We start from the raw sequence: 26,358 nt of genomic DNA, 5'->3' as shown, positions 1-26,358 counted from the left end.
GAGGGCGCGTTCGGAAAATGTGGCGCGGTCGGGCTCGGTCGCTCAGAGCCTGATCCGATCTGTGCATCAATTCTGTTAACGCTCGTGGTGTTTTGTTCTCTTCTATTCCGCTGTGCGGCCGGATGTCCGATCAAAGCGGACTCGGAAACGTCCTCGACACTCATGATCCGAGCGGCGTCCGGGGCGGAGGATAGGGCACAGTAGACGGGTGGTGAACGCATGACGGCGGTCGACGCGGTCGGAGAATCCTCGGCAGCCGGGCAGGCGCAAAGCGAGCCGGTGACCGAGCAGCCGACGACGGGCCAGCCCACGACGGAGCAGCCGACGACGGGCCAGCTCGCGACGGAGCAGCCGTCCGGCGAGCGGCAGCCGGGGGCCGAGCGCAAGGGCCGAGCGGTGCACCCGTCCCCTCTGCCGCTGTGGGCCGGCGTAATCCTCGCGCTGGCGAGCGGTGCGGCCCAGTTGCTGGCCTTCCCGCCGTACGGGCTGTGGTGGCTGGCGCCGGTGGGCACCGCGCTGCTCGCGATCGCGGCGCACCGCCGCCGGCTGCGGGCCGGTGCGGGCCTGGGCGCGCTGGCCGGTCTGACGTTCTTCGTGCCGCTGCTGAGCTGGACCGAAATCGTGGGCGGGGTCGCGCCGTGGCTGATCCTGGCGGTGTCGCAGTCGGCGTTCCTGGCCCTGTTGGGCGCGGGTACGGCCTGGCTGAGCCCGCTCGCCGACCGGTACCGCTGGGTGTGGCCGCTGGCCACCGGCGTGTTCTGGGTCGGGCAGGAGGCTCTGCGTGACCGGATCCCGTTCGGCGGGTTCCCGTGGGGCCGGTTGGCGTTCAGCCAGGGCGACTCCCCGCTGCTGCGGTTCGCCTCAGTCGGCGGTGCCCCGCTGGTCACGTTCGCGGTGGCGCTGGCCGGCGGCCTGCTCGTCGTCGCCGTGTGGCGGCCGTGGCGGTCCGGCACGCCGCGGGTACGGCTCATGGGTGCGGCGGCCGGGCTCGGTGCCGTCCTGGTCGTCGTGGTGGGCCTGGCGGTACCGCTGGCGCACCCGTCCGGCCGTGCGGTGAACGTCGCGGTGATCCAGGGCAACGTGCCCCGGCTCGGTCTGGAGTTCAACGCCCAGCGACGGGCGGTGCTCGACAACCACGTCGCCGCGACCCGTCAGCTGGCGCAGCAGGTGGCGGCGGGCAAGGCGCCGCAGCCGGACCTGGTGGTCTGGCCGGAGAACTCCAGCGACATCGACCCGCTGATCCCGCAGGACGCGGACGCCCGGTCGCTGATCGACGGGGCGGCCGCGGAGATCAAGGCGCCGATCCTGGTCGGTACGTTGCTGGAGGGGCCGGGCGAGAACCTGCGCAACGTCGGCATCGTGTGGCAGCCGGGTACCGGCCCGACCACTCCGTACTACGTCAAGCAGCACCCGGTGCCGTTCGCCGAGTACATGCCGCTGCGCGGCCTGGCGCAACTGGTCAGCAGCAGGGCCGCCCTGGTCGGCAACTTCGTGCCGGGCGACCACTCGGGTGTCCTGGACACCGGCAAGCTCACGGTCGGGGACGTCATCTGTTTCGAGATCGGGTACGACGACCTGGTCCGGTCCGCGGTGCAGGGCGGCGGCCAATTGGTCACGGTCCAGACGAACAACGCCGACTTCAGTACCGCCGAGGCGCGCCAGCAGCTGGCGATGGTGCAGTTGCGCGCGGTGGAGCACGGCCGGGATGCGCTGATGGCCTCGACGGTCGGTGTGTCGGCGTTCGTGACCTCGGACGGCACGGTGCTCGACGCGACCCGGTTCAACACGCAGGCGGAGCTGGACCGGGCGCTGCGCCTGGGCGACGAGCAGACGCTCGCCACCCGACTCGGGCCGCTGCCCGAGTTCGTCCTGGGCGGTATCGCCGTACTGGTGCTGGTCGGTGCGGGCGCGGTGCGCGTGCGGGATCGGCGGATCGCGTCCGCATGACTGCGGGCATGGTCGTGGTCGCTGCCGGGGAACGCCGGCCGGCGTGCCATTGTTGAACGGGGGGTGGGCGGCCGGCTCGGGGAGAAGACACCTGGAGCGGCCGGACCCATCGGTCCAGGGAGGGCCATCATGCAGCGTCTGATCGGTCTGGCCGGTATCGGCCTGCTTGCGGTGATCGCTGCCGAGATCGTCGTTTTCGTCGTCGTGGCGCACTGGCTCGGTGTGGGCTTGACGCTCATCCTGCTGCTGGCCATCTCGCTGCTCGGCGGCTGGCTGCTGCGGCGGGAGGGCAGCCGGGCGTGGCGGAAGCTGCGCGAGGCCGGCACGACCGGGCGACCGGTCGGTACGGACGTGAGCCAGGGACTGCCCGGCCTGCTCAGCGGCCTGCTGCTGGCGGTACCGGGGTTCATCACCGGTGTCGTGGGGCTGGCCCTGCTGGTGCCTCCGGTACGCCGGCTGGCCGGGTCGGGGGTGCAGCGGCTGGCCGAGCGCCAGCTGTCCTCGGCGGCGGCGGGCGACCTGTTCGGCCCGAGGCGGGTACGGGTCCGGCCCGGCCGCCCGTATCAGGCCAGCCCGCAGCCGGGCGGTTCGCCCATCGAGGGCGAGATCATCGATCCGAGGTAGTTATATCCGAGGTTGCGGTTCCGACCGGTCTGGGTCGGCGCGTCTGTCGCCGCGCCCCCGGTCAGTCGCAGCCCATGCCGGGACATGTCGCCCATACGGGCCTAGTTCCGCGCAAAGCGCGCCGCAGACGGACCTATTTCGCGCAGACGTCAAGCCGCCCGGAGCCATCGGATCCGGGCGGCTTGCACGCATTGAGTTCCGGTCAGGCCCGTCCGCGTCGCGCCCGTACCTCTTCGAGCCGCTCGGCCAGAATGTCTTCCAGCTCGGCGATGGAACGCCGCTCCAGCAGCATGTCCCAGTGGGTGCGCGGCGGCTTGGCCTTCTTCTGCTCGGGTTCGCTGCCGTCGACCAGACGGGCGACGGTGCCGTCGAACTTGCATTCCCAGGTCGTCGGAACCTCAGCGTCCACGGCGAACGGCACCTCGAATTGGTGCCCGCGGGCGCAGAGGTATTCGCGGGTCTGTCGCGGAGCCAGCTCGGTGTTGCGGTCGGACTCGTAGCTGACTGCTCCGAGACGGCTTCCGCGCAGCATGCGCTCGCCCATGATCGGCTTTCCCCTTCGGGTGTGTTTAGTCGGTACAGGGTGTAACGATGCGGTCAGTCTGACGATTCCCTCGAGAATCGTCAGACCTGCCCAGCCTAGCCCGCGCCGGCCGGCGCGTCCCACTCAGAGGATCTCTACGTACCGGTGGGCGTCCTCCGCGATGTCCTGTCCGGCGAGCTGCTGGCGGGCCCACAGGTCCGCGGCGATGCCCGGGCCTTCGTCGCCACGTTCGGCGCTCCACTGACCGTGTTCGGCCAGTAACGCGGCGCTCAGCATGGTTCCCAGCCGCAGCGCGAGGCCGCGGGCGCCGGCGAGTACCGCCGGGGACGTCGGGTCCTTCGTCGCGGACGCGATCTGGTCGCGCAGGTCGGACAGGCTCGTGGCGAGGATCCCGGCGACCCGCGGCAGTCGGATTCCCGTCAGTTCCGCGGCGGCCTGTACCCGGGCCGCGAGCTGCGCCACGCCCTCGTTCCGGGTCAGGGCTCGCAGCACATCCATGGACAGCACGTTGGTCGTACCCTCCCAGATCGGCAGCACCTGGGCGTCGCGCAGCAACCGGGGAATGCCGGTGTCCTCGACGAACCCGGCGCCGCCGAAGCACTCCAGGTACTCGCTGGCGGAGGCGACCGCGAGTTTGCCGGTCAGCAGCTTGGCCAGCGGCGCGACGAGCCGTAACTCCGCCTCCGCGGCCGGGTCCTGGTCAACCTCGACGCGGCCGAGCAGGGCGAAGGCGTGCGCCGCCAGCGCGTACGCCGCCTGGGCGTGCACCGCCAGGGTGCCGAGCGTGGCGCGGTGCAGCGGATTGCCGGCCAGCTCACCGCCGGCCACCCGGCGGACGCGGGCGTAGGCGTGGGCATAGTCCAGGCCGCGGCGCATCCCGGCCGCCGCGGCGGCGGCATTGTGCACCCGGGTCACCACGACCAGGGTCATCATCCGGTGCAGGCCGGGCTCGGCCGGGTCGCCGACGGGCAGCGCGTACGCGTCGGCAAGGCCGATCTCGGCGGTGGGGACGGCGCGGGTGCCCAGCTTGTCTTTGAGCCGGTGCAGGGTGATCCCGGGGGCGGGACCGCCGTCCTCCCCGTAGCGCGGGATGAGGAACGGCGCGAGCGCACGGCTGCCCGGTCCGGAGCCCTCCGGCCTGGCCAGCGCGACGGCCATCGCGGCGTCGGCGGCGGAGCAGAACCACTTCTCCCCGGTGACCCGCCAGGTGCTGTCGGCGGCCGGTCGGGCGGAGGTGCCGGAGCGGGCGATGTCCGAACCGCCCTGCGACTCGGTCATCCACTGGCCGCTGGTGATCGCGGTATCCGGATCCGTGGAGATCAGCCGGGGCAGCCAGGCGTCGCGGACCGACGGGTCGACGTCCGGGCGGGCGAGCAGCGCGGCGGCCCCGTCGCTCATCGCCACCGGACAGGTGAACGTCGCCGACTCCGGGCCGTACAGGTGCAGCAGCGCGTGCTGGACGACCCGTGCACCAGCGCCGAAGGACTGTCTTGCTTCGGGCAAGTAAGGCGTCGCGACCAGGGCGTGAACGGCGGCGGCGCGGCGCTGGGCCTGCCATCCGGCGGACGTGTCGATGGCGTCGATCCGCGTGCCCCAGGCATCGTAATGGCGAAGCGTCGGCGGGTGTGCCTCCGCGTCCGCGTGCGCGGCACGCAGCGGCCCGGCGACCTCGGCGCCGAGCGCGGCGAGGCGACCGGCGACCGCGCCGTGGCCATCGGGCCCGAGGATGCGGTCGAGGTGGGAGCGCAGGATCTGGTCGGAGGCGTACGGGTCGCCGAGGGCCGGTACTGGCTGCACGAAACGGGACATGCCGCCAGTCTTGGTTACCGGCCGGTACGCCGCAAGGTGCGCGCTTGACCTCAACCTCGGTTGAGGTCGGAAGATCGTCGCATGATGCGTGCGATCGAGGTGACCCGGTTCGGCCCACCGGAGGTGCTGCGGCCGGTGGAGGTACCCGACCCCGTACCCGGACCGGGGCAGGTGCTCGTCGAGGTCCAGGCGGCGGCCGTGGTGTTCGCCGACACCCTGGTCCGCTCCGGCACGATGCCGGGTGCCGGGCCGACCCCGTTCGTGCTGGGCAACGGAGTCGGGGGCGCGGTCACCGCGCTCGGCGACGGCGTGGACCCGGGGCTGCTCGGACGGCCGGTCATCGGCTCCACCGGCGGGCGCGGCGGCTACGCCCAGCGGGCTCTGGTCGGCACCGACGCGCTGATCGAGGTACCGGACGGCGTATCCGTACCGGATGCGACCGCGCTGCTGGCCGACGGCCGTACCGCGACGACCCTGGTCCGGCAGGCCCCACCGAGGCCCGGCGGGTACGCGCTGGTCGAGGCCGCCGGGGGCGGAGTCGGCACCTTGCTCGTCCAGCTGGCGGCCGCGGCCGGCGCGATGGTGATCGCCGCCGCCAGCGGCGTGGCGAAGCTGGAGCTGGCCGGCACGCTCGGCGCTCACGCCGGCGTCGACTACTCCCGGCCGGACTGGCCCGAGCGGGTCCGGGAGGTGACCGGCGGCCACGGCGTCGAGCTGGTCTTCGAGTCGGTCGGCGGCGCGGTCGGCCGAGCCGCGCTGGACCTGCTGGCGCCCGGCGGCCGGATGGTCGTCTTCGGCCGGGCCAGCGGCACGCCCCTGCGCCTGGAGCCGGGTGAGGCGGAGCGCCGGGGCATCACCGTGATCGACTTCTTCGCTCAGCCGCATCCGCCGGAGGCGCTGCGCCGGGCCAGTGTCGCGGCACTGGACGAGGCGCTCGCCGGCAGGCTGCGGCCGGTGATCGGCCAGACGTACCCGCTGGAACGGGCCGCCGAGGCGCACGAGGCGATCGAAGCGCGAACCACGACGGGCAAGACCCTGCTGCTGCCCTGACCGCCGCGGGCAGTCCGGCCGGCGCCGGCGGCGACCGCGCGCCGGCCGGCCCGGCGGTACCCGGCGGGCTCAGACCAGCCGGGGCTCAGACCAGCCGCGGTTCCGGGTTGCCGGCGGCGACGATGGCCCGGCGCATCGGTACGGCGAGCAGCCCCACGAACCCGAGGGCGAAGAACACCAGCAGCGACACGATCGCCACCCGGTAGGTGTGCGTCAGCTGGTACGCCAGGCCGAACAGCAGCGGCCCGAGCCAGCTCGTACCGTCCGAGGAGATCTCGTACAGGCTGAAGTACTCCGCCTCCTGCCCGGGCGGGATCAGCTGGCTGAACAGCGAGCGGCTCAGCGCCTGGCTGCCGCCCAGCACGACGCCGATCAGGCAGCCGAGCAGCACGAACGGCACCGCCCGGCCGGCCGGCAGCAGGTACGCGAAGCCGAGAGCGATCACCCACACGACCAGGCTGCCCAGGACCGTCCTCTTGCCGCCGACGCGCAGCGCGAGCCGCCCGGTCGCCCAGGCCCCGGCGAACGCCAGGAACTGCACCAGCAGGATGGTCTCCACCCGCACCGACTGGGACAGGCCCAGCTCCTTGTCGGCGTACACGCCGGCCAGGGTGATCACGGTCTGGATACCGTCGTTGTAGACCAGGTACGCGACCAGGAACAGCAGCGTCAGCCGGTACCCGGTCAGGTGCCGCAGCGTACGCCCGAGCTGGCGGAACCCGTCGAGCAGCGCCGAGCCGCGCGCCTCGCCGGCCACCGGCGGCCGGTTGCGCAGCCGGACCAGCGGGATCGTGGTGAACGCCGCCCACCACACCCCGGCCGACACCAGGCACCACCGGGCGACCGCGGACTCGTGCGCGTCGCCGCCCAGCTGCACGGCGACCACGTTGCAGGCCAGCAGCGCGCCGCCGCCGATGTAGCCGATCGCCCAGCCCACGCTGGAGACGCGGTCCCGGTCGTCGGGGCCGGCGATCTGCGGCAGGAACGAGTTGTAGACCACGTTGGTGGTGCCGTAACAGATGTTGGCGAACAGGAACAGCAGGGCGCCGAGAAGATACCGGGTGCCGGTCAGGAACACCATCGCGACGGTCGCGCCGGCGCCCAGGTAGGTGAACAGCGCCAGGAGCTGCTTCTTGCGGTGCGACCGGTCGGCGACCGCGCCCACGACCGGCAGGATGAACACCGTCAGCAGGACCGACACCGACACCGTGTAGGCGAACAGGGAGCCGGAGGCGACCGGGATGCCCAGCGGGTGCACCCGCCCGTGCGCGTCGGCGGCGCGGTCGGCGACCGAGCCGAGGTACGGCCCGAGGAACACGGTCACCACGGTGGTCGGGAACACCGAGTTGGCCCAGTCGTAGAAGTACCAGCCGACGCGCTCGCGGCGGTCGGCGAGGGCGGGGCCGGCCGGCGGGACGGTCAGGTCGCCGGCGGGGGCGGTGGACTCGGCCGTCATGCCGTCGCCAGGGGTGGCGCGGTCGGGCGGTCCGGGTCGGGTGGCGCGGTGACGAAGTCGAGCGACCGCTGTCGGAAGGTCATGAGGCGTCCCGGGGTTCAGGCGGGCCAGTGGCCGCGTTGCGTGTAAACGTCGCGCAGCACGTCGATGTGATCGGTCATGATGCCATCAACCCCGAGATCGAGTAACTCGTGCATCTCGGCAGGATCGTCGATCGTCCACACGTGCACCTGCAGGCCCAGCCGGTGGGCGTGGCGCACGAACCGCCGGTCGACCACCCGCAGCCGCCCGCTCGTCGGCGGTACCTGCGCCGCGGCCACGCGCCGGCCGGTACGGGCGGCACCCCAGCCGACCCGCGACGCCGCGTACAGCAGGCCGGCCCCGCGGTGCCCGAGCGAGGTGGCCAGTTCCGGGCCCAGCTCGGCGCGCAGCCGCGCGGTACGGGCATCGGAGAACGCGGCCAGCAGTACCCGGTCCAGGGCGCCGGCCCGGCGTACCACGTCGACGACCGGCGCGACGGCGGCGTCGCACTTCACGTCGATGTTGAACCGGACCTCCGGCCACGCGGCCAGTACCGCGTCCAGCCGGGGCACCACCGGGTCCCCGTCCACCCGGATGCTGGCCAGGTCGGCGTAGCGCAGCTCGTCGACCCGGGCGTCGCGGCCGAAGATCCGGTGCAGGGTGTCGTCGTGGAACACCACCGCCACCCCGTCCGAGGTGGCCTGCACGTCGGTCTCCACGTACCGGTAGCCCAGGTCGATCGCGCGGCCGAACGCTTCCACTGTGTTCTCGTCCCCCTCGGCGGCCCCGCCGCGATGGGCGAAGGCCAGCGGGGTGGGCGCGTCGAGGAAGGGGTAGCGAGCGTTCACGTGCCGCACCCTACCGGCAGTTCGCGCCGCCCGGGTGTCGCGAACGCGTGCGGCCGGCGTCGACTTGGGCACCGTCGAGGCACCGCGCCCCGGCGGCACGCACAGTTCCGGCCCGCCGGCGCCGGCCGGCCGCGCGGCTCACCGCTACCGATCGTTACCCTGCTCGGCCGCCTCCGCCGCCTCCGACCGGCGTAGCCGGACGACGAGCCGTTCGAGCGCGGCCAACTCGGCGCGTAGTGCCTTGTGTCCCTGGCGGGTCAGCCCCAGCCAGGTGCACGGCCGCCGCCCCTCGTACCCCTTGCGGATCTGCACGAGGCCGGCCTCCTCAAGCACGCGCAGGTGGCGGCTGAGGTTGCCGTCGGTCAGCTCCAGTTCCTCGCGTACCGCGGTGAACGTGCACTCGGCCACCTCGCCGAGCACCGCGAGGATGCCCAGGCGCACGCGTTGGTGCACGGTCTCGTCGAGCGCCAGTGACGGGTGGGAAGCGTCGTCGCTCACTGCGCGCGGCTCCGCCGCCACCGGGAGGCCCGCGCCGCCGCGACGACCGCGCAGGCGAGCAGCGGCAGGGTCATCAGCAGGAGCATACCGGCGGGTTGCAGCGCGACCGTGCCGCCCAGCGACGGCCCCTGCCCGCCGTCCAGTAGCCAAAAGAGCCAGCCGGGAATGCGCCCGTACCCGGCGGCACACTGCCACCAGGCGAGTACGCCGATCCACGCGCCGGCCACCGCGAGGGCGGGGCTGCGCTCGACCCAGCCGAGCGCGACGAGGCTGGCGGTGATCGCCAGCAGCGGGGTGGCCAGCCCGCGCGCCCAGTCCGGGCCCGGGTTGGCGGTGAGGAGGAAGGGATCGGTGGGTGGCTGGCGGGGTACGGCCAGGAGCACCACGATCAGCAGCAGCGCCGCCAGGCCGACACCGGCGAACACCGGCCAGGGCACGCGCATGCCCACCCGCCGGGAGCGTCCGCGGTACCACCAGGCGATCGCGGCGAACGCCACGGGCAGCCCGACCAGCCAGTACGCGTAAGAGGCCGGAGCGCTGCGCTGGTCGCTGGGCAACCCGGCCCAGTACGGGTACGACACGACACCCGAGGTGAGCTCGTGCCATGGCGAGCGGTAGAGAACGGCGCTCACCATGACCAGGGCGGCGAGCACGCCAGCGGGCAGCCAGGCGCCGCCGTGGGCCCGGCGGCGGCTGCGGATCCGCACGCGTCGCAGCTCCTCCAGTGTCCGGTCGGGGCCGTCGGTTCCGGGTGCGTCCATGAATGTCCTCCTCGATCGCCGCCAAGTACTTTGTACCGCAAAGTCAATGGCGATGTAAAGGTCCGGGATGCCGGCGGCGGAGGGGTCGGGGCCGCCGTGGGCCGGAGACCGACGGTTCGGGGCGACGCGGGCCGGAGGCGGTCGGCTCACCGTGACGCGGCCCGAGGCGGACGGTTCCAGGCGACGCGGGCCAGAGGCGGTCTCACGGTGACGCGGCCGAAGGCGGACGGTTCGCGGTGACGCGGACCGGACGGCCCGTCTGGCGCGGCGGGATCAGAAGCCGGTGACGGTCCCTCCACCGGTCGGCGAGTAGTCGGCGTTGAGCTGCCGGATGCGTACCCGGCCCTGCGTGAACGCCAGCCGGATCGCCGCCTCCAGCGCCGGATCGTTGAGGTTGAGCCGGCCCACCGCGATCGCCGCCTGCAACTCGGCCATCCAGGTCGGCGGCACCGAAGTCGCCGGTGTGGGGAAGGTGCCCACCGTGGAGGTCTTCACGTCCGTGACGATCAGCCAGACCACGCCGTTGCTGTCGATGACGGCGGTCAGGAAGTCGGGTCCCCGCACATTGGCGCCGGCGGGTGCCTGCAGGCCGATCTCGCCGCGCGCCAGCGCGAGCCGCCACGCGGCGACCTCGCCCTCGTCGGCACGGATGCCGGTGATCAGGGAGCGAGCCGTCCGCGCCGAGGCGGACTGCGTGCCCAGCGCCTGCCCGGAGAACGGGTCGACCACGGTCTGGCCGCCGGGCACCAGGGCGCCGGCCGACACCCGGACCGCGACGGCCGGTGCCGGGGCGGGTGCCGGCGCGGTCGCGGTCGGCGGCGCGGGGGCGGCCGTGGTCGCCGGCGTGGTGGTGGGTGCGGTCGTCGGCGCCGTGGTCGTCGTCGGCGCCGTGGTCGTCGGCGTCGTGGTGGTCGTGGTCGCTGGGGTGGTCGTGGTGGGCGTGGCGGCGGTGGCGGCGGTCGTCGTGGTCGTGGGTGTGGGCGTGGCGGCGGTGGCGGCGGTCGTCGTGGTCGTGGGTGTGGGCGTGGCCAGGGTGCCGGCCGGTGGCGGCGACGTCGATGCGGTCGCGCTGATCGGTGCCGTGGCGACCGGGGCAGAGCCGACCGGCATGCGGGTCGCCGGTAGCCCCTCGTTCAGGCCGATCATCGACGCGGCCAGCCACGGCGCGACCGTCCGCCCCACCCCGGTGCCGAAGCTGCCGACCGACTCGCGCGCGGACACGCCGAGCTGGAACGCCCGATCCTGCGCCGCTGTCGGTTCGGTTTGCGGCGCCCGGAGCCCGATGACGCCCACGGTCAGCGCGGTGCCGCCGGCGACCAGCGACTGCCGCCAGTCGCCGGTCTGCCAGTACGTCGCGCCGCCGGTCGCGAGGCTGGGCAGCCCGGCGCCGATCACCAGCCGGGCGGTCGGAGAGGTGAGTCCGGTGGCGTACGCGCCGGCCCCGCCGCCCAACGCGCCCAGCCCGAAGCCGAGTAGGCCGGCCCGCAACGCGGCCTCGCCCCTGCCCGGGCCGCCGGGTTGCGGTTCGGTCAGCAGCGCGCCGGTCGCCGAACCGAGCGCGTTTCCGCCGCCCTGCGCCAGAGCGCTGCGTACCAGGGTTCCGGTCCGGCTCAGGCCGGCGGTACCGACGCCGAGGTTGCCAGCCAGGCCGAGGCTCGCCCCGCCGCCGAGGCCGATCGCGAAGCCCTGCTCGCCGACCCGTACGCCCTCGCCGACTCCGGTCCGCAGGGCGTGCCGGACGCTCCCGCCGGCGGCCAGTTCCCCGGCACCGCCGCTGAGGAAGCCGAGCCCGAAGCCCTCGGCGCCGACGACGGTGCCGGTGCCCAGTGCGGTCAGCCCGGTGGCGGTCAGCCCGGTCGCGCCGAACCCGGCGACGCCGGCCGCGACGACCGGTGCCGCGAGGATCGCGCCGATCGACAGCGCGACGGTGAACGCGAGGTTGCGGGTGATCTCCAGGCCGCGCACGATCTGCCCGGCCGCCGCGATGCTGCGGTCGATGCCCTCCAAGACCAGCTGCTGTGCGCGGTCGGCCTGCTCGACGGCGGCGAACACGGCCTCGGCCGCCTCGGACAGGGAGCCGCGGCGCTGCGCGTTCCGGTACCGGCTGAGCGCCACCGACGAGTCGCCGAGCGGGGGCAGGACCCGTCGCTGGACGTCGACCGGCTCTTCGCCGCTGACCAGGCTGACCGCGAAGCCGACGACGGGATGCTCCTCGTAGTTGAGCCGCAGGTGCTCCTGGAGCCGGAACTCGGTGCCGGTGTTCATGTCGCCGGCCCGGCGTGCCGCCTCGTTCAGCGCGGCCACGACCTCACCGCGTACCCGGTCGGCCAGATCCTGCGGGAAGACGAGCATCTCGCCGCGGTGGACGACGTACGCCGTGCCGGGCTGCGCCGAGTACGGCCGGATCGACTCGATCAGCCGGATCGCGTCGAGTACCTGCGTGCGGTCGCCCGCGTCGGTCGGCTGGAACGCCGCCGTGAGCCGGGCCGACTGGCGGGCCGCGCTCGACCGGGCCAGGTCCTCGCCGAGCTGCGGAGCGAGCGCGACCAGTTCGGCGCGCAGCGCCGCGCGGTCGGCGCGGCTGACATCCGGGCGTTGCAACCACGCGGTGATCCGGTCGACCTCGGCCCGGACCTCGGCCGGATCGGTCAGCTGGGTGCTGGCCCGGTCGCGCAGCACCCGGGGCACCTCGCTCTCCGACGGCGTCTCCGTCGTCGGGGTCGGCGCGGCGGGTGCGCCCCGCGTGCCGCCCCGGGTGCCGCTCCGTGTCCCACCCCGCTGCCGCGGTGGCGGCCGGTCGGCCTGGCGGATCGCCCGCTGCCGGCGCGCCACTTCGGCCTCCAGCGCGGCCTTCGCCTCCTGCATCCGGTCGACATCCTGGCTGGAGGAGATCTGCCGGGCGAGCCACTCGTTGACCCCGCGCAGCTCGTCGACGAGTTCGGAGTACCCGTAGGCGCGCACGTCCGGGGTCGTCTGCAGCCAGTCCTCGGGCGCGCAGGCGACGTACGGCGCCCCGGGCGCGGCGAGCGGACCGGGCGCCCCGCCGCGGCCGGCGGCCTGGGTCTCGGCCTGGTGCGCGGTGGCGCCGTTGGGCTCGGCACCCTGCTGGGCGGCGTGGATGAGCTCGTGGGTCAGCAGCGCCCGCGGGATCTCCTGGCCCGGCCCGGTGGCCACGCCCACGTCGCGGCCGACCGTGAACGCCGCGGCGCCCAGTGCCCGGGCCGCGACCCGTACCTGCGGCCCGGTGTGCAGCCGGACGTCGCTCAGGTCCTGACCGGTCCACCGCTCGGCGTCGGCCCGGTGGCCGGGTGCGATCGGTCGGCTGGCGCTCGCGATCGCCCGGGCGACGGCTGTGCGCGTGGGTTCGCCGCCGCGCCCGGTGGCGGGTACGGCGGGCGCCGGGCGCCGGGCCTCGGACGCGTGGCGGGGCCGGGACTCACCCCTGCCACGCGTTCCCGGGTCGCGGCTCGTGGTGGCGTACGCGTGGGTCACCGGACTCCTCGGGGTGCGGGCGGTCCTGCCGACACCCCCGATGCTGCCGGCACGTCCGGTAGCCGGACAATCCCGCGACCGCACGGGGCGACTGTCGGATAGCGGTCGGTCCACCGGCCCGCGGACCCGTCGGCGACGATGCGACGCCCGACCGGTCGCGTGGATGCGGGTACGGTCGCCTGACCCGTCCATCTCCCCGCCGGCCCAGCTCGGCCGGCAGTCGAGGAAGCCGAATGATCATCGAGAACGTGGAATTCCCTGGCGGTCGGCACTGCGAGACCACCGCGCTCGGCGTCCTGGTACGCCACCAGGGCCTTGAGCTGTCCGAGCCCATGCTGTTCGGCCTCGGCGAGGGCCTGGGCTTCGTCTACTGGGACGCCAAGAGCATGGACTTCCCGTTCCTCGGCGGTCGCACCAAGCCGTTCACGATCAGCCGCAATCTGGCGGACCGGCTGGGCCTCACGCTGCACGCCGAGCAGACCGCCTCACCTCGCCGGGCGTGGCGCAACATCACCGCCGCCCTCGACGCCGGCCGCCCGGTCGGCCTTCAGCTGGACTCCTACCACCTGGACTACTTCGCCACCAAGGTCCACTTCGGGGGCCACTTCGTCGCCGCGTACGGGTACGACGACACACACGCTTACCTGATCGACACCGCCGACCAGGGCGGTGCCGTGACGACCACCCTGGCAAGCCTGGAGCAGGCCCGCAACGCGCGCGGGCCGATGACCGCCCGCAACCTCTCGTACACCATCGCCGGCCCCGCCGCCCGGCCCGACCTGGGCGAGGCCATCCGGGCAGCCGTCCTGCGCAACGCGCACGACTTCCTCAACCCACCCATCGCCAACCTCGGCCACCGCGGCATCGGCAAGGCGGCCCGGCAGGTCACCCGGTGGCTCGACCGTTCCGCCGACCCGTCCCGCGACCTGTGCCAGGCCGCGATGCTGATGGAACGGGGCGGGACCGGTGGCGGCCTGTTCCGCGCCATGTACCGCGACTTCCTCGCCGAGTGCGCGTCGATCGTCGACGACGACAGCCTGCACCGGGGCCACCAGGCGTACGCCCAGATCGCTCCGCTCTGGACCGAGGTGTCCGCCCAGATCGGGGCGGCCGGCGAGACCGGCGACCCGGATCACCTGACCCGCGCCTCGGAAATCCTCGCCGAGCTCGCCGACCTGGAACGCCACGCGATGGAGACCCTGGCGACCTGCCGGTCCCGGTGAACCCCGTTGACTAGTGGCCGATCGAGGCCATCCGTACCCCGGAGATCATGCTGGACTCCAGCAGCCACTCGCGCTGCCGCTCGGGACTCTCCGCGATCGCCCGCATCTCGCGGCGGTTCTTCTCCCGCGCCTCGGCCTGCTGCTCGATCATCATCGTGGTGTTGCGGTGGGTCACCCGGCGGACGAATTCCAGCGCGATCTCCCTGCGCCGGCTGGCGTACTCGTCCAGGATCTCCGGGGCGGCCCCGTCGCGCAGGTGCCGGGCCAGCCGGATGGCCAGGTCGAACGCGTCATGCACCCCGCTGTTGAGCCCCAGCCCGCCGACCGGGCTGTTCACGTGCGCCGCGTCGCCGATGAGCAGGACCCGCCCGGACCGGAACGTGTCCGCGACCCGCTGGTGCACGCTGTAGTACTGGGCGGACAGCACGTCGAAGCCGCGCTCCGGGGTCACCTGGGCGACCCGCCGCCGCAGCGACTCCGGCTCCAGCAGGTCGCCCTCCTGCTCGTCGGGGCCGATGGAGAACAGCACCCGCCACACGTCCGGGATACGCAGGAGCATCATCGGCTCCACCGGGTCCCAGATGTAGTTCACGTAGCAGATGTCCGGCATCACCTTGGCGAAGTCCGACGTGGTGCTCAGGATGAGGAACCGCACCGGGTACGTGTGGCCGGAGAACGGGATGCGCAGCGACTTGCGTACCGCGCTGCGGGCGCCGTCCGCGCCGATGACGTACCGGGCACGACGGGTCACCGGGGTACCGTCGGCGAGCCGCGCGGTGACGGTCACCACGTCCCCGTCGTCCTCGACCGACTCCACCGAGTGTCCATAGTGGATGGTGCAGAGCGGGTGGCGCTCCATCCGTTCGGCGAGCATCTCGGCGAACTTGTACTGCTCGAGCTGGAGCCGGAACGGGAACTCGGTGTCCTCGGCGAGCACCGACAGGTCGAACTCGGCGATCAGCCCGTCCACCCGGTCACGGATCTGGTACTTGTCGGCGACCAGGCCCCGGGACACCATCTCGTCGACGACGTCCAGCTCCTTGAGAAGCTCCAGCGTCGGCGGGTGGAAGGTCGACGCCCGCCACTCGGTGCTCAGCGCGGGTGCCGCCTCCAGGACGGTGACCGGTACGCCCCGGTGGGCCAGGGCGGCGGCCACCGTCAGGCCGGTGGGCCCGCCACCGGCAACGATGACCTCATCGACGTCGGTGTTGCGCTCGCTCATCCCGCGCTCGCTCATCCCGCGCTCGCTCATCCCGCGCTCGCTCATCTCGCGCTCACCGGCCGCCGAATTCGGGGCGCCGCTTGTCGAGGAACGCGCGGATGCCCTCGGTCGAGTCGGCGGTGCCCACGAGCGAGGACTGGGCGAGCCGTTCCAGCATGCGGCCGGTGTCGGTGTCCACGTTCTGGCACATGTTGATGACGTGCTTGGCCATGCCCACCGCCTGCGGCGCACCCCGCATCAGCTGCCCCGCCAGGGACAGTGCGGCGTCATCGAGCTCGTCCGGGGCCACGACCCGGCCGACCAGGCGCATGCCGCGCGCTTCCTCGGCGTCGATCGTGCGCCCGGTCATCACCAGGTCCTTGACGTTCTCGATGCCGATCAGCTGGATCAGCCGGGAACACGCGCCCGAGGCGGGCATCACGCCGATGAAGATCTCCGGGAGCAGGAACGTCGCCCCGCTCGACGCGATCCGGAAGTCGCAGGACGTGGCGAGTTCGACGCCGCCGCCGGCGCACACGCCGTTGATGGCGGCGATGACCGGCTTCTCGATCGCCTCGATGTCGTCGAAGGTCTCCTGGTTGGCCCGCATCCACGCCCGGTACTGCGGCAGCGGCATCCCGCGCTCGGCACGCAGCTCCGGGATGTCCCGGCCCGAGCTGAACCCGCGACCGGCACCGGTCAGGACGATGACCCGCACGGCCGGGTCGAAGTTCATCAGCCACAGCACCGAGCGGAGGTCCTTGAGCATCGCCCCGTTGAAGGCGTTGAGCTTGTCCGGCCGGTTCAGCACGATCCGCGCGACACCCTCGACGGGCATCGACACGGTCAGTGTCGTCAGTTCTTCCGGCTGTATGACGAAGCCCTCCGGAATCGAGGCCCGGTCGGGTTTCCAGTCCATTGTCGTTCCTCCGGTCGTTCTCGGTACTGGTGCCGTGCTGTGCCGTGCTATGCCGTCTCGGCGGGTGAGGCGAACCGCTCCCGCAAGGCGCGCTTGAGGACCTTCCCGGCGCTGTTGAGCGGCAGGGCGTCGACGAACTTCACCGACTTCGGCGTCTTGTACCCGGCCAGGTGCGCGCGGGCGTGACGCAGGATCTCCTCCTGCCCGGGGCTCGCCCCGGTGCGGGCGACGACGACGGCGGTCACCGCCTCGCCCCACTCCTCGTCGGGCAGGCCGATCACCGATGCGGCGGCGATGTCCGGATGCTCCATGAGCACCGCCTCGACCTCGGCCGGGGAGACGTTGTTGCCGCCGGTGATCACCATGTCCTTCGCCCGGTCGACGGCGTACAGGTAGCCGGCCTCGTCGAAGTAGCCCATGTCGCCGGTGTAGACCCAGTCACCGCGTACCGTGTGGGCGGTCTCCTCGGGACGGTTCCAGTACCCGGAGAAGTTGCTGGGCGACCGGACGGTGATCTCGCCGACCTCGGTGCGCCCGAGTACCGTGCCGTCGATGGCGCGGATGCGGACCTCCGCGTACCGGGCGGGCCGGCCCGCCGAACGCAACCGCTCGGCCATCCGCTCGTCGGCCAGCGCGGCGGCGTGGTCCTCCGGCAGCAGGAACGAGACGAGGCCGCCGATCTCGCCGCCGCCGAAGCCCTGGTAGAACTCGCACGGCAGGATCTCCATCGCTCGCCGGATCACCTTGGGCGGCATCGGCGCGCCGGTGTACCCGAGCAGTTTGAACGAGTCGATCCGGTACCCGCCGCCGGCGAACTCCTCGGTCAGCCGGCTGACCATCGTCGGCACCGCGAGCGTGTGAGCCGCACCGGTCGCCTCGATCGAACGCAGCGCCTCGGCCGCGTCGAAGGACGGCTGGATGACGGTGGCGACGCCCTGGTACGCGGCCGCGAACGACATCCAGATGCCGGCACCGGAAAACAGCGGCAGCAGTTGCAGGAACGGACCCGAGTCCGGCGCCGGTACCTGCAGGAAGTAGTTCGCGATGCTCGCCAGGATCTGCCGGTGCGTACCCATGCAGCCCTTCGGCACCGCCGTCGTCCCGCTGGTGTACCGGATGGTGCGGATGTCGTCCGCGCTCACCCCGGCACTGTCGAAGTCGTCGCGGCCGCGCAGCCTCACGTCGTCGTAGTCGAGCCAGCCGTCCGGTACGACCTCGCCGTTGCGCAGCACCATGGTCGGCGGCTTCGCCGGAAGGGCGGCGGCGACCGTGTCGACGAACTCGCCGGTGGCGTACTCGGCGTCCACCACGACGCACCGCGGATCCGAGTCGGCCAGCAGCTGCCGGACCTCGGACAGAGTCAGCCCGTAGTTGATCGGTACCCCGATCAGGCCGGCCTTGGCGAGAGCGAACAGCATCTCGACGGCGGCGGCGGAGTTGTGGATGACGGTCGCGACCCGGTCACCCCGGGACAGCCCGGCCGCCAGCAGGCCGGAGGCCAGCCGGTTGGCGCCCCGGTCCAGCTGCCGCCAACTGAGGGTGCCGCCCGGGTCGATGACCGCCACCGCGTCCGGCATGCGTGCCGCGTTGCGGACGACGAGGTCACCCACTCGCAGGTTCGAGGTCACGTGGGTCTCCTTCCACTGTGGACGTTCGTGGCGCGGGTGAGTCGGGCTCAGTGTTGTCGGGGGACTGTGCTCGCCTCCGCCACAGATCGGCTCCGGCTGCGCTCAGTCAATTGAATCGGGGACTGTGCTCGCCTCCGCCACGGATCGGCTCCGGCTGCGCTCAGTCAATTGAAGCCGTGCTCGCGCGCCCACCGGACCATCTCCGACACGCACGCGGTGACCTGGTCGGGTTGCCCGATGAAGTAGTGGTTCGCGCCGCGCAGCGTGACGAGTTCCCTGTCGTCGTGGGCGACCGCGTCGTACAGTGCGCGGGCGTGGCCGGGAAACGCCGCGTTGTCGGCCGTGCCGTATACCACCAGGACAGGTACCGACACGTGCGGCAGGTGGGACGGGCCGTGGCCCTGGCTGTCCCGGATGCTCCACTGGCTCAGCCACGCCCGGGCGCTGGTATACCGGCCGAGGGTGGCCGGCGCCACGTTGACGGTGCGCGCGTCGCCCCACAGCGTGCCGACGCGGCGGTCGGACGGGTCGATCGACAGGTCCAGGAACCGCGGGTCGGCGCACGTGCCGTGCACGACGAACGGGAAGTCCTGCGGCCCCTCCTCGTCGGCCGCGAGGCGGGCGAGGCGCTCCAGTACCCACGCCCGGATCCGCTCGCTGCGCTCCAGCTGGGCCTGCCGGTACCGGGCGAGGAACGCGGCACTGTACGGGGGACCGTTGCGCTCGTCGAACATGTCGAGCGCGGCGTCGCGGGTGAACGGGTCGTGCTCGTCGACGATCGCGGGGTCGAGCCATTCGGTGTAGACCTGGGCCCGCCCCGGGTGCGCCATCAGCATGATGAGCCCGTCGACCGGAGGCAGTTCGGCGGCCGTGAGGTCGGGCGGGTCGCCGGCCGGCGTCGCGGTGATGGTGGGGTGCTCGGCCTGGCTCTGGTACAGCGCCGCGAGCCCGCCGCCGCCCGAGTTGCCGACCAGGACGATCCGCTCGTACCCTCGCTCGCGCAGCGACCGGACCGCGGACGCGATGTCCAGCACGCAGTTCTCGAACAGCAGCGAGGTGTCGTTGCCGATGTACCGGGTGGTCATCCCGACGGCCGCGACCCCGTGCCCGGCCAACGGTTCCAGCGCGTAGTGCCCGAGGAAGTTCGACGTCGGGTGCACGATGAGGAACGCGGTGCCGGGCCGGTCGCCGTCCGGCCGCACCAGCCGGGCCCAGATCTTGCCGCTCAGCCGGGCGACCCCGGAGTAGATCTCGATGCGCTCGCCGTAGTTCACCGGAAAGTGCAGCAGTTCGTCCCTCATCGGCCCCAGTTTTCGCGTGCGGTTGACGGGTGTGCCAGGTGTGCCGTGCCGGCGGCTCAGTCGCCCAGCGACTGGCCCCGTTCGGCCACCCACTGCCCGACCAGAGCGCGACCCTCGGCGGCGTCCTGCTCGCCCAGCGGGCGCGACTGGTAGGTCAGCTCGATGCGGATGCCGTTGGGGTCGAAGAAGTAGATGGACGACCAGATTCCCTCGTGGTCGACGGTGCCGAGCACGTCGATGCCGTGCGATTCGACGTGCTGCTTCAGCTGCGCCAGCGCCTCCGGCGACTCCACGGACAGCGCGATGTGCCGGATCCACGACGGGATGCCGTCGCCGCGCTCCGGGCGCTCCAGCCCGTCGACTTCGAAGAACGCCAGGCATTCGCCCGAGGCCAGCGCGAAGAACGTGTGCAGGAACGGGGAGTGCGCGCCGGTCGACGGGACGGTGTCCTTGCGGATCGCGCCGACCAGCTGGCACCCGAGTACCTGCGTGTAGAAGCGGTACGTCGCGCCGGTGTCGAAGGTCGGGTAGGCGGCGTGGTTCAACGAATGGGGGGCACAAGACAGCGTCATTGCTCGTCCCTTTGTCGTCGGGCGACCGGTCCGGGTCGTCGTGCGGCGTCAGACACGCCGAGCCAGACTGGTCGGGCGACCGGTCTGGGTCGTCGCGCGGCTTCAGACGCACCGAGCCGGACTGGTCGGAACGGTTGATCGGAGCAGGCACGATATTCGCACCACCTGAAGCCGTTTCGCAGTATCCGCCGGTTGCATCGATCATGTCAAGAACGTCAACGGCTAAGTGATGGCCGCTCACGACGCCTCTTCGGTCGACAAGGTTCACGACCGAATATCGCACGTCACTTCGCTGCCGCGGCCTTCTCCGTGGGGGCGGCGGCGAGTGGGTTCGCTACCCTGCAGGTGTCACCGAGACGGTCCCAGCGAGACGGTCCCGGCGAGACAGCGCCACCGACAGGGAAGAGGCGAGGCCGACGTGAGTGTCGACAGTGGAGCACCGGTCAGGCGCGGCGGCGAGCTGTGGCGGGAAGCCGGCGGCAGCGGGGATCCGACGCTGCTGTTGCTACACGGCCTCGGCGGCACCGGCGGCGTGTGGTCGCCGGTGCTCGACCGGGTCCGCGCGGACTGGCCCGGCAGCTGGGTCGTCTGCGACCTGCCCGGCCACGGCCACTCCGGCTGGCCCGCGGTCGCGTCGTTCGGCCGGTACGCCGCCGAGGTCGCCGATTTGGTGGGCGACTCGCGGGACGTGGTGGCGGTCGGGCACTCGCTGGGCGGCGTCGTGGCGTTGCTGCTGGGTACCGGGTGGTTCGGCGTACCGGTGTCCCGGGTGGTGGCGATCGGGGTGAAGGTGCACTGGACCGACGAGGAGCTGGAGGTGTCCCGGCGCCGGGCGACCAAGCCGGTCGCGTACTTCCCCGACGAGGACTCCGCGCTCGACCGGCTGGTGAAGGTGGCCGGGCTGCCGAACGGTACGCCGGCCGGCAGCGACCTGGTGCGGCGCGGCCTGGTGTCCGACCCCGAGGGCTTCCGGCTGAGCATGGACCCGGCGGCGAGCCCCACCGCGCGCGCCACCGAGTCGCCGGCCCGCATGGTGTCCGCGGCGATCGGCGCGAGCCGGGCCGAGGTCCGGATGGTGTGCGGCAGCGAGGATCCGGGCGTCACGATCGAGCAGCTGCGCGCCCTGGACCCGGACGCGATCGAGCTTCCCGGTGCCGGGCACAGCCCGCACGTGGAGCGCCCCGACGAGGTCTACCGCATCATCCGTGGGTTGTAGGCCGGGTAGTCCGCTGGTTTGACGAGACCCACCGGGCACGCCAGCTCCTGTTAACCTCCCGGCACCCCTTGTGATCGGGAGGTTTCCATGCGTCGAAGGACTGTGCTGAAGACCGGTGCCGCGGCGGCGCTCGGCGTACCCGCGGCGGCGCTGCTCGGGCAGGCGGCCGGCCACGCCGCGGCGAGCTACGACGTCGCGGTGTGCGAGCAGTACAAGAACCAGATCCAGGTGTACCCGTCGGATTCGGACTGGAGCCCGAGCACCCTGAAGTGGAGCTTCTCGCCGGGCGCCGGAGCCTGGTCGAACCTGTCCGACGTGAAGTTCCGCAACACGTCGGCGTTCGGCGAGGTGGCGCTGGTGACCGCGTCCGGCGGCAAGGCCGGCATCGTCAACGTGACCGACGAGGTCGAGCAGGAGCTGAACGACGTGCTGTGGTCGGCGACGCCGGGTGGCAACCCGCACGCCATCGAGCGCATCCCGAACATCGGCGCCATCGTGGTCGCGACGACCGGCGGGCACCTCTACCTGTACGGGCCGACCGCGATCAGTGACCCGAGCACGCTGGCGCTGGTACAGACCATCGCGTTCCCGGCCGTGCACGGAGTCTGGTACGACGACGTCACCGGCATGGTGTGGGCGATCGGCGACGGGTACGTCAAGGCGTTCACGGTCAGCGGGACCTACCGCGCCACCCGGCTCGCGGTGAACACCACCATCTCCATCGGCTCGACCAGCCACGGGCACAGCCTGGACGCCTGCTACACGGATCCCGACCTGTTGCTGGCCAGCGACGGAACACGGGTACTCACGATCAGCAAGAGCACCCACGCGGTGACCCAGCTGTCCGCCACCGTCGGTGTGAAGTCGTACTCGCGGGACGTCTCGGGTGAGGCGTTCTGGGTACAGGCGACCGGCTCGACATACCACGGCGACACCCGGAACTGGGTCAACCCGAACGTCCAGTTCTTCGACGCCACCGGCGCGGCCTCGTTCACCCGGGGCCTGTCCTACGGCGCCGAGTTCTACAAGGCGCGGCTGCGCAACGTGAACTTCCACTGACGGCCTGGTGGCCTGGTGGCCTGGTGGCCTGGTGGCCCGGTGGCCCGGTGAGAGAATCGGCCGTGCGCGCGTTCCTGATTCGTGGCCCCCGCGATGGGGCAGTGGTGGATGTCGACCCCCCGGTGGTCGGTCCCGGACAGGTCGTCGTCGAGGTGGCGCGGGTGGGCCTGTGCGGCACCGACGTCGAGCTGTTCGCCGGGACCATGCCGTACCTGCGCAGCGGCGCCCAGACGGCACCGATGATCCCGGGGCACGAATGGGTCGGGACCGTCTGTTCGGTCGGTGCCGGGGTCGACCCGGCCTGGCGGGGGCAGCGGGTCACCGGGGACACCATGCTCGGGTGCGGCCGGTGTGACCGCTGCCGTACCGGCCGCCACCACGTGTGCGACGACCGGCACGAGATCGGGATCAGGGGCAACTGGCCCGGCGCGCTGGCCGAGCGGCTGCTGGTACCCGCGACCGCGCTGCGCGCCCTTCCGGACAGCGTCGACGACACGGCCGGCGCACTGGTCGAGCCGGGCGGCTGCGCGCTGCGCGCGGTCGAGGCCGCGCACCTCGGCGCGGGCGCGACGGCGTGCGTGTTCGGCCCCGGCACGCTGGGCATGCTGGCGGCGCAGTTTCTGGTCGCCCGGGGCGTGACCGTCGACGTCGTGGGCGTCGAGCCGGTGGGGCTGGAACTGGCCGGAAAGCTGGGCGCGGCGCGCGTCTGGCTGGTGGACGAACTGCCCGACCACAGGTACGACGCAGTCATCGACACCTCCAACGCCTCGACGGTCCCGCAGCTGGCCCTGCGTCACGTCGAGCCGACCGGCCGGTTGGTGCTGGTCGGGGTCGCCGAGTCGCCGAGCCTGGCGGACCTGCGCGACGCGGTACTCGCCGACGTGACGGTGGTCGGCATCCTCGCGGCGTCGGCCGGGTTGGACGCGACGATCGCCGAGTATGCCGGCGGTACGGTGCGGACCCGGCCGCTGGTCGGCGCGACCGTCGGGCTGCGCCAGGTGGCCGAGGTGCTGGACGGGCGCCGGCCGGCCGGGGCCGGGCCGGGACCGAAGATCCTCGTCGACCCGCGCGAGGACTACCTCGGCTGACGTGCCGCCGGCCGCTCCCGGTGAGCCTCGCGGTTCACTCGGTGCTGGCGCCGATGGTCGCGGCCAGCCGCGGCGGCAGCGGATAGGGCCGCTCGGTGGGCAGCAGGCTCCTGGCCACTTCCTCGTCACCCACGCGGAGGTGTTGGTAGATGGCCCGTGCCGTGGAGGTCACGTCGGTCACGGCGACCGTCCACTCGCCGACGTACCGGTCGACGGCCTCGCCGGACAGCCCGACCTGCAGGGACCGGTACGGCAGCGCGGCGAGGTGGAGCGACCGCTCGGGGTCCCACTGGATCCGTACCGGACTGTCCTTCACCCGCTGCGACCAGTCCTGGTGGTCGCGGTGCTGCGCCGGGTCGTAGTGGCTCAGCGCCGCCCGGGCCAGTGCCCACTCGAACCCGCCGCGCGTGATCTCGATCGCGAGTACCCGCTCCTGTCCCGGCTTGGACGCCCAGCCGCAGCGGTACATCATCCAGAGGAACGACGGCTTGACCCACGTCATCCGGTCCCGCTTGAACGGCGGCACGAACCGGCCGGCGGCCAGCGCCGGCTCCGCGATCTCCGGTGAGTACGCCTGGTACACGGTGATCGACTCGGCGGAGTAGGTGGCGCGGATCTCTCGCGCGGGAACGTTCATGCCGTACATCATTCGTTCCACCGCATTCCGTGCCGTGGCGCCGTCCTCGACTGCGGCGGGGATTGTCGAATGCGTACAAGTGAAATTGTCAAAAGCCTCCAAGGTTCCCCGCCTCGTGTTGGAGGCTCGACCCGTCGTGCGCGACCTTCCGGCTGCGGAAGCATGGCCGGCATGGATCTCCTTGACGGGCTGGTCGAACGCGCCCGCAGCGGTGGACGGGCGACTCCGGACGAGGCGCGGGCGGTGCTGGCCACCGGCGACGGCGACCTCCTCGACGTGGTGGCCGCGGCCGGCCGGGTGCGGCGGCGCTACTTCGGCGACCGGGTGAAGCTCAACTACCTGGTCAACCTGAAGAGCGGGCGATGCCCGGAAGACTGCGGGTACTGCTCGCAGCGGCTCGGCGCGGGCTCCGGGGTGCTGTCCTACACCTGGCTTCAGCCGGAGCGTGCGGCCGAGGCCGCCAGTGCGGGCGTGGCAGCCGGCGCGAAGCGAGTGTGCCTGGTGGCCAGCGGCCGCGGACCCACCGACGGTGACATCGACCGGGTGGCGCGCACCATCGCCGCGATTCGGGATCGGCACCCGGGAGTGGAGGTGTGCGCCTGCCTGGGCCTGCTCGGCGACGGTCAGGCCGGACGGCTGCGGGAGGCCGGCGTCGACGCGTACAACCACAACCTGAACACGGCCGGCGAGCGGTACGCGGACATCTGCACCACCCACACGTACGCCGACCGGGTGTCCACAGTAGACAAGGCGCGGGCCGGCGGGCTGTCCGCGTGCTCCGGGCTGATCGCCGGCATGGGGGAGACCGACGACGACCTGGTCGACGTGGCCTTCGGGCTGGCCGCGCTGGAGCCCGACTCGGTACCAGTGAACTTCCTCATTCCTTTCGACGGCACCCCGATGGCCGGCCGCTGGGAGCTGACCCCGCAGCGTTGCCTGCGGATCCTGGCCATGGTGCGGTTCGTCTTCCCGGACGTCGAGGTGCGCATCGCCGGTGGCCGGGAACTGCACCTGCGCACGCTCCAGCCGCTGGGGCTGCACATCGCGAACGCCATCTTCCTCGGCGACTACCTGACCAGTGAGGGCCAGGCCGGCCGGGCCGACCTCGACATGATCGCCGACGCCGGGTTTGTAGTGGAAAGTGCCGAGGAGTCGACGCTGCCGGCCGCGCGCCGGGCCGCGGGCGTCCCGGTCGGGGTCGGGCCGTCGGCGGCGCCGGTTCGCGCCGATCTGGTGCGGGTACGCCGCCGGGGCGCCGGTACGGATCTGCCGCCGAACGCGTGAACGCCGATACAGCCGGCCCGTGGAGTGTGCGCTGATGCTGTTGCGGCGCGGGCGACGGCGGACGCCATTCCGGGCGCCCGCCACCACAGCCTGGAGGGGCAGACGTACGAGATCGTCGCTGAGGTGACCGCGCCCGTGCTCGCCGAGTTCTTCTCGCGAGCCGGGTAGGGGCTCGACTCAGGGTGTGCCGGCCGCCACGGGGGTACGCCGGCCGCGGGCGGTCGCCGCCCGGTGCGGGCGGGCCTTCGCCGCGCTCCTCACCGGGCGGAACGCCTCCCGGGCGTGGCGGACGAACGCCTTCAGCGCCGGCCCCGCGTTGGCCCGCCACATCAGGGTCAGTGCCGCGTTCGAGTCCACGCCGTCGATGCCGACCGAGGCCAGCCGGCCGTGGTGCGCCGCGGCCATGGACTCGCTGAGGACGGCGACACCGAGTCCGCGCGTGGCGAGGTCCGCGATCGCGGGGGGCGCGCTGGCCTCCAACGCGATGTCCGGCTTGACGCCTCCGGCAACGCATGCCTGATCGAAGACGGCCCGGATCCCGGTGCCCCGGGGCAGGCACACCAGGGGGTGCTCGCAGATCTCGGCCAGCGACGCCCGCTCGCGCCCGGCCAGCGGATGATCGAGAGGTACGGCGGCGGCCAGCCCCTCGCTGATGATCGGCAACTCGTCCACCCCCTCGGGCGGCTGCTCGGCGGATCCGACCAGGGCTAGGTCGGTCGCGCCGATCCGGACGCTCTCTATCAGCCGGTCCGAATTGTCCTCGAACAGCGTGATCTCGACGCCGGGATGGTCGCGATGGAACGCGGCCAGCGCGTCGAACAGCGCCGTGATGGTGCAGCCGGTGACCATGCCGACCACCAGCCGGCCCCGGACCAGGCCGTTCACCTCGTCGACCGCCTCGCGCACCGCGGCCGCCGACGCGAGTGCGGCGCGTGCGTGGTCCAGCGCGGCGACCCCGGCCGGAGTCAGCGTGGCGGCCCGGCCCGAGCGGTCGATCAGGTCGGCGCCGAGTTCGCGTTCGAGCTGCCGGATCTGTGCGCTGACACCGGACTGGCTGATGTGCACGCGTTCAGCCGCCCGGGTGAAGTTGGCCTCCTCGGCGACCGCGACGAAGTACTCCAGCTGTCTCAGCTCCATAACCCCAGATTCTAGCTCTGAGTAGAACCATTTGTTGGACTTC

The 26,358-nt window shown here is 72.6% G+C and carries 22 protein-coding genes; 8 read left to right on the top strand and 14 right to left on the bottom strand.

Annotated features, from left to right (window positions below; genetic code table 11):
* The first annotated feature begins 219 nt into the window (after nucleotides 1–219).
* On the top strand, nucleotides 220–1,947 hold the full coding sequence (lnt, locus tag Raf01_RS10515) for an apolipoprotein N-acyltransferase (RefSeq protein WP_203917594.1): 1,728 nt from the start codon (nucleotides 220–222) through the stop codon (nucleotides 1,945–1,947).
* A 129-nt stretch (nucleotides 1,948–2,076) separates the two neighbouring features.
* Nucleotides 2,077–2,571, top strand: a complete 495-nt coding sequence (locus Raf01_RS10510; protein ID WP_203917593.1) for an FxsA family protein — start codon at nucleotides 2,077–2,079, stop codon at nucleotides 2,569–2,571.
* 202 nt (nucleotides 2,572–2,773) lie between these two features.
* Here Raf01_RS10510 and Raf01_RS10505 read toward each other — a convergent pair whose 3' ends face one another.
* Nucleotides 2,774–3,115 (bottom strand): RNA polymerase-binding protein RbpA, encoded by a 342-nt coding sequence (locus Raf01_RS10505; RefSeq protein ID WP_203917592.1) that lies wholly within the window; start codon nucleotides 3,113–3,115, stop codon nucleotides 2,774–2,776.
* Nucleotides 3,116–3,238: 123 nt separating this feature from the next.
* On the bottom strand, nucleotides 3,239–4,924 hold the full coding sequence (locus Raf01_RS10500) for an acyl-CoA dehydrogenase family protein (protein ID WP_203917591.1): 1,686 nt from the start codon (nucleotides 4,922–4,924) through the stop codon (nucleotides 3,239–3,241).
* Nucleotides 4,925–5,008: 84 nt separating this feature from the next.
* Here Raf01_RS10500 and Raf01_RS10495 point away from each other — a divergent pair, with 84 nt between their 5' ends.
* Nucleotides 5,009–5,974, top strand: a complete 966-nt coding sequence (locus Raf01_RS10495) for a zinc-binding dehydrogenase (protein WP_203917598.1) — start codon at nucleotides 5,009–5,011, stop codon at nucleotides 5,972–5,974.
* Nucleotides 5,975–6,059: 85 nt separating this feature from the next.
* Here Raf01_RS10495 and Raf01_RS10490 read toward each other — a convergent pair whose 3' ends face one another.
* The 5 genes from Raf01_RS10490 to Raf01_RS10475 all read right to left on the bottom strand — a co-directional run bounded on the left by Raf01_RS10490 (nucleotide 6,060) and on the right by Raf01_RS10475 (nucleotide 13,050).
* Nucleotides 6,060–7,430 (bottom strand): MFS transporter, encoded by a 1,371-nt coding sequence (locus Raf01_RS10490; protein ID WP_203917590.1) that lies wholly within the window; start codon nucleotides 7,428–7,430, stop codon nucleotides 6,060–6,062.
* 98 nt (nucleotides 7,431–7,528) lie between these two features.
* Complete coding sequence (locus tag Raf01_RS10485; protein ID WP_203917589.1) at nucleotides 7,529–8,299, bottom strand: glycerophosphodiester phosphodiesterase family protein; 771 nt, start codon at nucleotides 8,297–8,299, stop codon at nucleotides 7,529–7,531.
* A gap of 144 nt (nucleotides 8,300–8,443) precedes the next feature.
* Nucleotides 8,444–8,797, bottom strand: coding sequence for a winged helix-turn-helix domain-containing protein (locus Raf01_RS49455; RefSeq protein WP_239133510.1), 354 nt, complete (start codon nucleotides 8,795–8,797; stop codon nucleotides 8,444–8,446).
* On the bottom strand, nucleotides 8,794–9,558 hold the full coding sequence (locus Raf01_RS49450; RefSeq protein WP_239133509.1) for a hypothetical protein: 765 nt from the start codon (nucleotides 9,556–9,558) through the stop codon (nucleotides 8,794–8,796). Before Raf01_RS49450 ends, Raf01_RS49455 begins: the two co-directional genes overlap by 4 nt.
* A gap of 273 nt (nucleotides 9,559–9,831) precedes the next feature.
* Nucleotides 9,832–13,050 carry an eCIS core domain-containing protein gene (locus tag Raf01_RS10475; protein ID WP_203917588.1) on the bottom strand — a complete coding sequence of 1,073 codons (3,219 nt, stop codon included), beginning with the start codon at nucleotides 13,048–13,050 and terminating at the stop codon, nucleotides 9,832–9,834.
* A gap of 233 nt (nucleotides 13,051–13,283) precedes the next feature.
* Between Raf01_RS10475 and Raf01_RS10470 the strand changes: the two genes are divergently transcribed.
* A complete protein-coding gene (locus Raf01_RS10470; protein ID WP_203917587.1) occupies nucleotides 13,284–14,273 on the top strand; it encodes a BtrH N-terminal domain-containing protein in 990 nt (329 codons plus the stop codon).
* Between the two features lie 10 nt (nucleotides 14,274–14,283).
* Here the strand turns inward: Raf01_RS10470 and Raf01_RS10465 are convergent, their stop codons facing one another.
* The 5 genes from Raf01_RS10465 to Raf01_RS10445 form a co-directional block, all read right to left on the bottom strand.
* Nucleotides 14,284–15,540, bottom strand: coding sequence for an FAD-dependent oxidoreductase (locus tag Raf01_RS10465; RefSeq protein WP_203917586.1), 1,257 nt, complete (start codon nucleotides 15,538–15,540; stop codon nucleotides 14,284–14,286).
* Nucleotides 15,541–15,547: 7 nt separating this feature from the next.
* Nucleotides 15,548–16,393 (bottom strand): enoyl-CoA hydratase/isomerase family protein, encoded by an 846-nt coding sequence (locus tag Raf01_RS10460; protein WP_203917585.1) that lies wholly within the window; start codon nucleotides 16,391–16,393, stop codon nucleotides 15,548–15,550.
* Nucleotides 16,394–16,440: 47 nt separating this feature from the next.
* Nucleotides 16,441–18,021 (bottom strand): class I adenylate-forming enzyme family protein, encoded by a 1,581-nt coding sequence (locus Raf01_RS10455; protein WP_203917584.1) that lies wholly within the window; start codon nucleotides 18,019–18,021, stop codon nucleotides 16,441–16,443.
* A 164-nt stretch (nucleotides 18,022–18,185) separates the two neighbouring features.
* Complete coding sequence (locus Raf01_RS10450; protein ID WP_203917583.1) at nucleotides 18,186–19,322, bottom strand: alpha/beta hydrolase family protein; 1,137 nt, start codon at nucleotides 19,320–19,322, stop codon at nucleotides 18,186–18,188.
* A gap of 56 nt (nucleotides 19,323–19,378) precedes the next feature.
* Nucleotides 19,379–19,894: a VOC family protein gene (locus tag Raf01_RS10445; RefSeq protein ID WP_203917582.1), complete on the bottom strand. Its 516-nt coding sequence runs from the start codon at nucleotides 19,892–19,894 to the stop codon at nucleotides 19,379–19,381.
* 418 nt (nucleotides 19,895–20,312) lie between these two features.
* Between Raf01_RS10445 and Raf01_RS10440 the strand changes: the two genes are divergently transcribed.
* The 3 genes from Raf01_RS10440 (at nucleotide 20,313) to Raf01_RS10430 (ending at nucleotide 23,257) form a co-directional block, all read left to right on the top strand.
* A complete protein-coding gene (locus tag Raf01_RS10440; RefSeq protein ID WP_203917581.1) occupies nucleotides 20,313–21,110 on the top strand; it encodes an alpha/beta fold hydrolase in 798 nt (265 codons plus the stop codon).
* Between the two features lie 87 nt (nucleotides 21,111–21,197).
* Nucleotides 21,198–22,169, top strand: a complete 972-nt coding sequence (locus tag Raf01_RS10435; protein WP_203917580.1) for a hypothetical protein — start codon at nucleotides 21,198–21,200, stop codon at nucleotides 22,167–22,169.
* A 104-nt stretch (nucleotides 22,170–22,273) separates the two neighbouring features.
* Nucleotides 22,274–23,257 carry a zinc-dependent alcohol dehydrogenase gene (locus tag Raf01_RS10430; protein WP_239133508.1) on the top strand — a complete coding sequence of 328 codons (984 nt, stop codon included), beginning with the start codon at nucleotides 22,274–22,276 and terminating at the stop codon, nucleotides 23,255–23,257.
* A 34-nt stretch (nucleotides 23,258–23,291) separates the two neighbouring features.
* On the opposite strand, the gene Raf01_RS10425 is transcribed toward Raf01_RS10430, so the two are convergent.
* On the bottom strand, nucleotides 23,292–23,894 hold the full coding sequence (locus tag Raf01_RS10425; protein ID WP_203917579.1) for a DUF4291 domain-containing protein: 603 nt from the start codon (nucleotides 23,892–23,894) through the stop codon (nucleotides 23,292–23,294).
* A 171-nt stretch (nucleotides 23,895–24,065) separates the two neighbouring features.
* Here Raf01_RS10425 and bioB point away from each other — a divergent pair, with 171 nt between their 5' ends.
* Nucleotides 24,066–25,178 carry a biotin synthase BioB gene (gene bioB, locus Raf01_RS10420; protein WP_203917578.1) on the top strand — a complete coding sequence of 371 codons (1,113 nt, stop codon included), beginning with the start codon at nucleotides 24,066–24,068 and terminating at the stop codon, nucleotides 25,176–25,178.
* A 177-nt stretch (nucleotides 25,179–25,355) separates the two neighbouring features.
* On the opposite strand, the gene Raf01_RS10415 is transcribed toward bioB, so the two are convergent.
* Nucleotides 25,356–26,315: a LysR family transcriptional regulator gene (locus Raf01_RS10415; protein ID WP_203917577.1), complete on the bottom strand. Its 960-nt coding sequence runs from the start codon at nucleotides 26,313–26,315 to the stop codon at nucleotides 25,356–25,358.
* Between the last annotated feature and the right edge of the window lie 43 nt (nucleotides 26,316–26,358).

Source organism: Rugosimonospora africana, from assembly GCF_016862975.1.
Lineage (GTDB): Bacteria > Actinomycetota > Actinomycetes > Mycobacteriales > Micromonosporaceae > Rugosimonospora > Rugosimonospora africana.
Note: the sequence above shows the minus strand (reverse complement) of the source record. Positions and strands in the feature narration are given on the sequence as shown.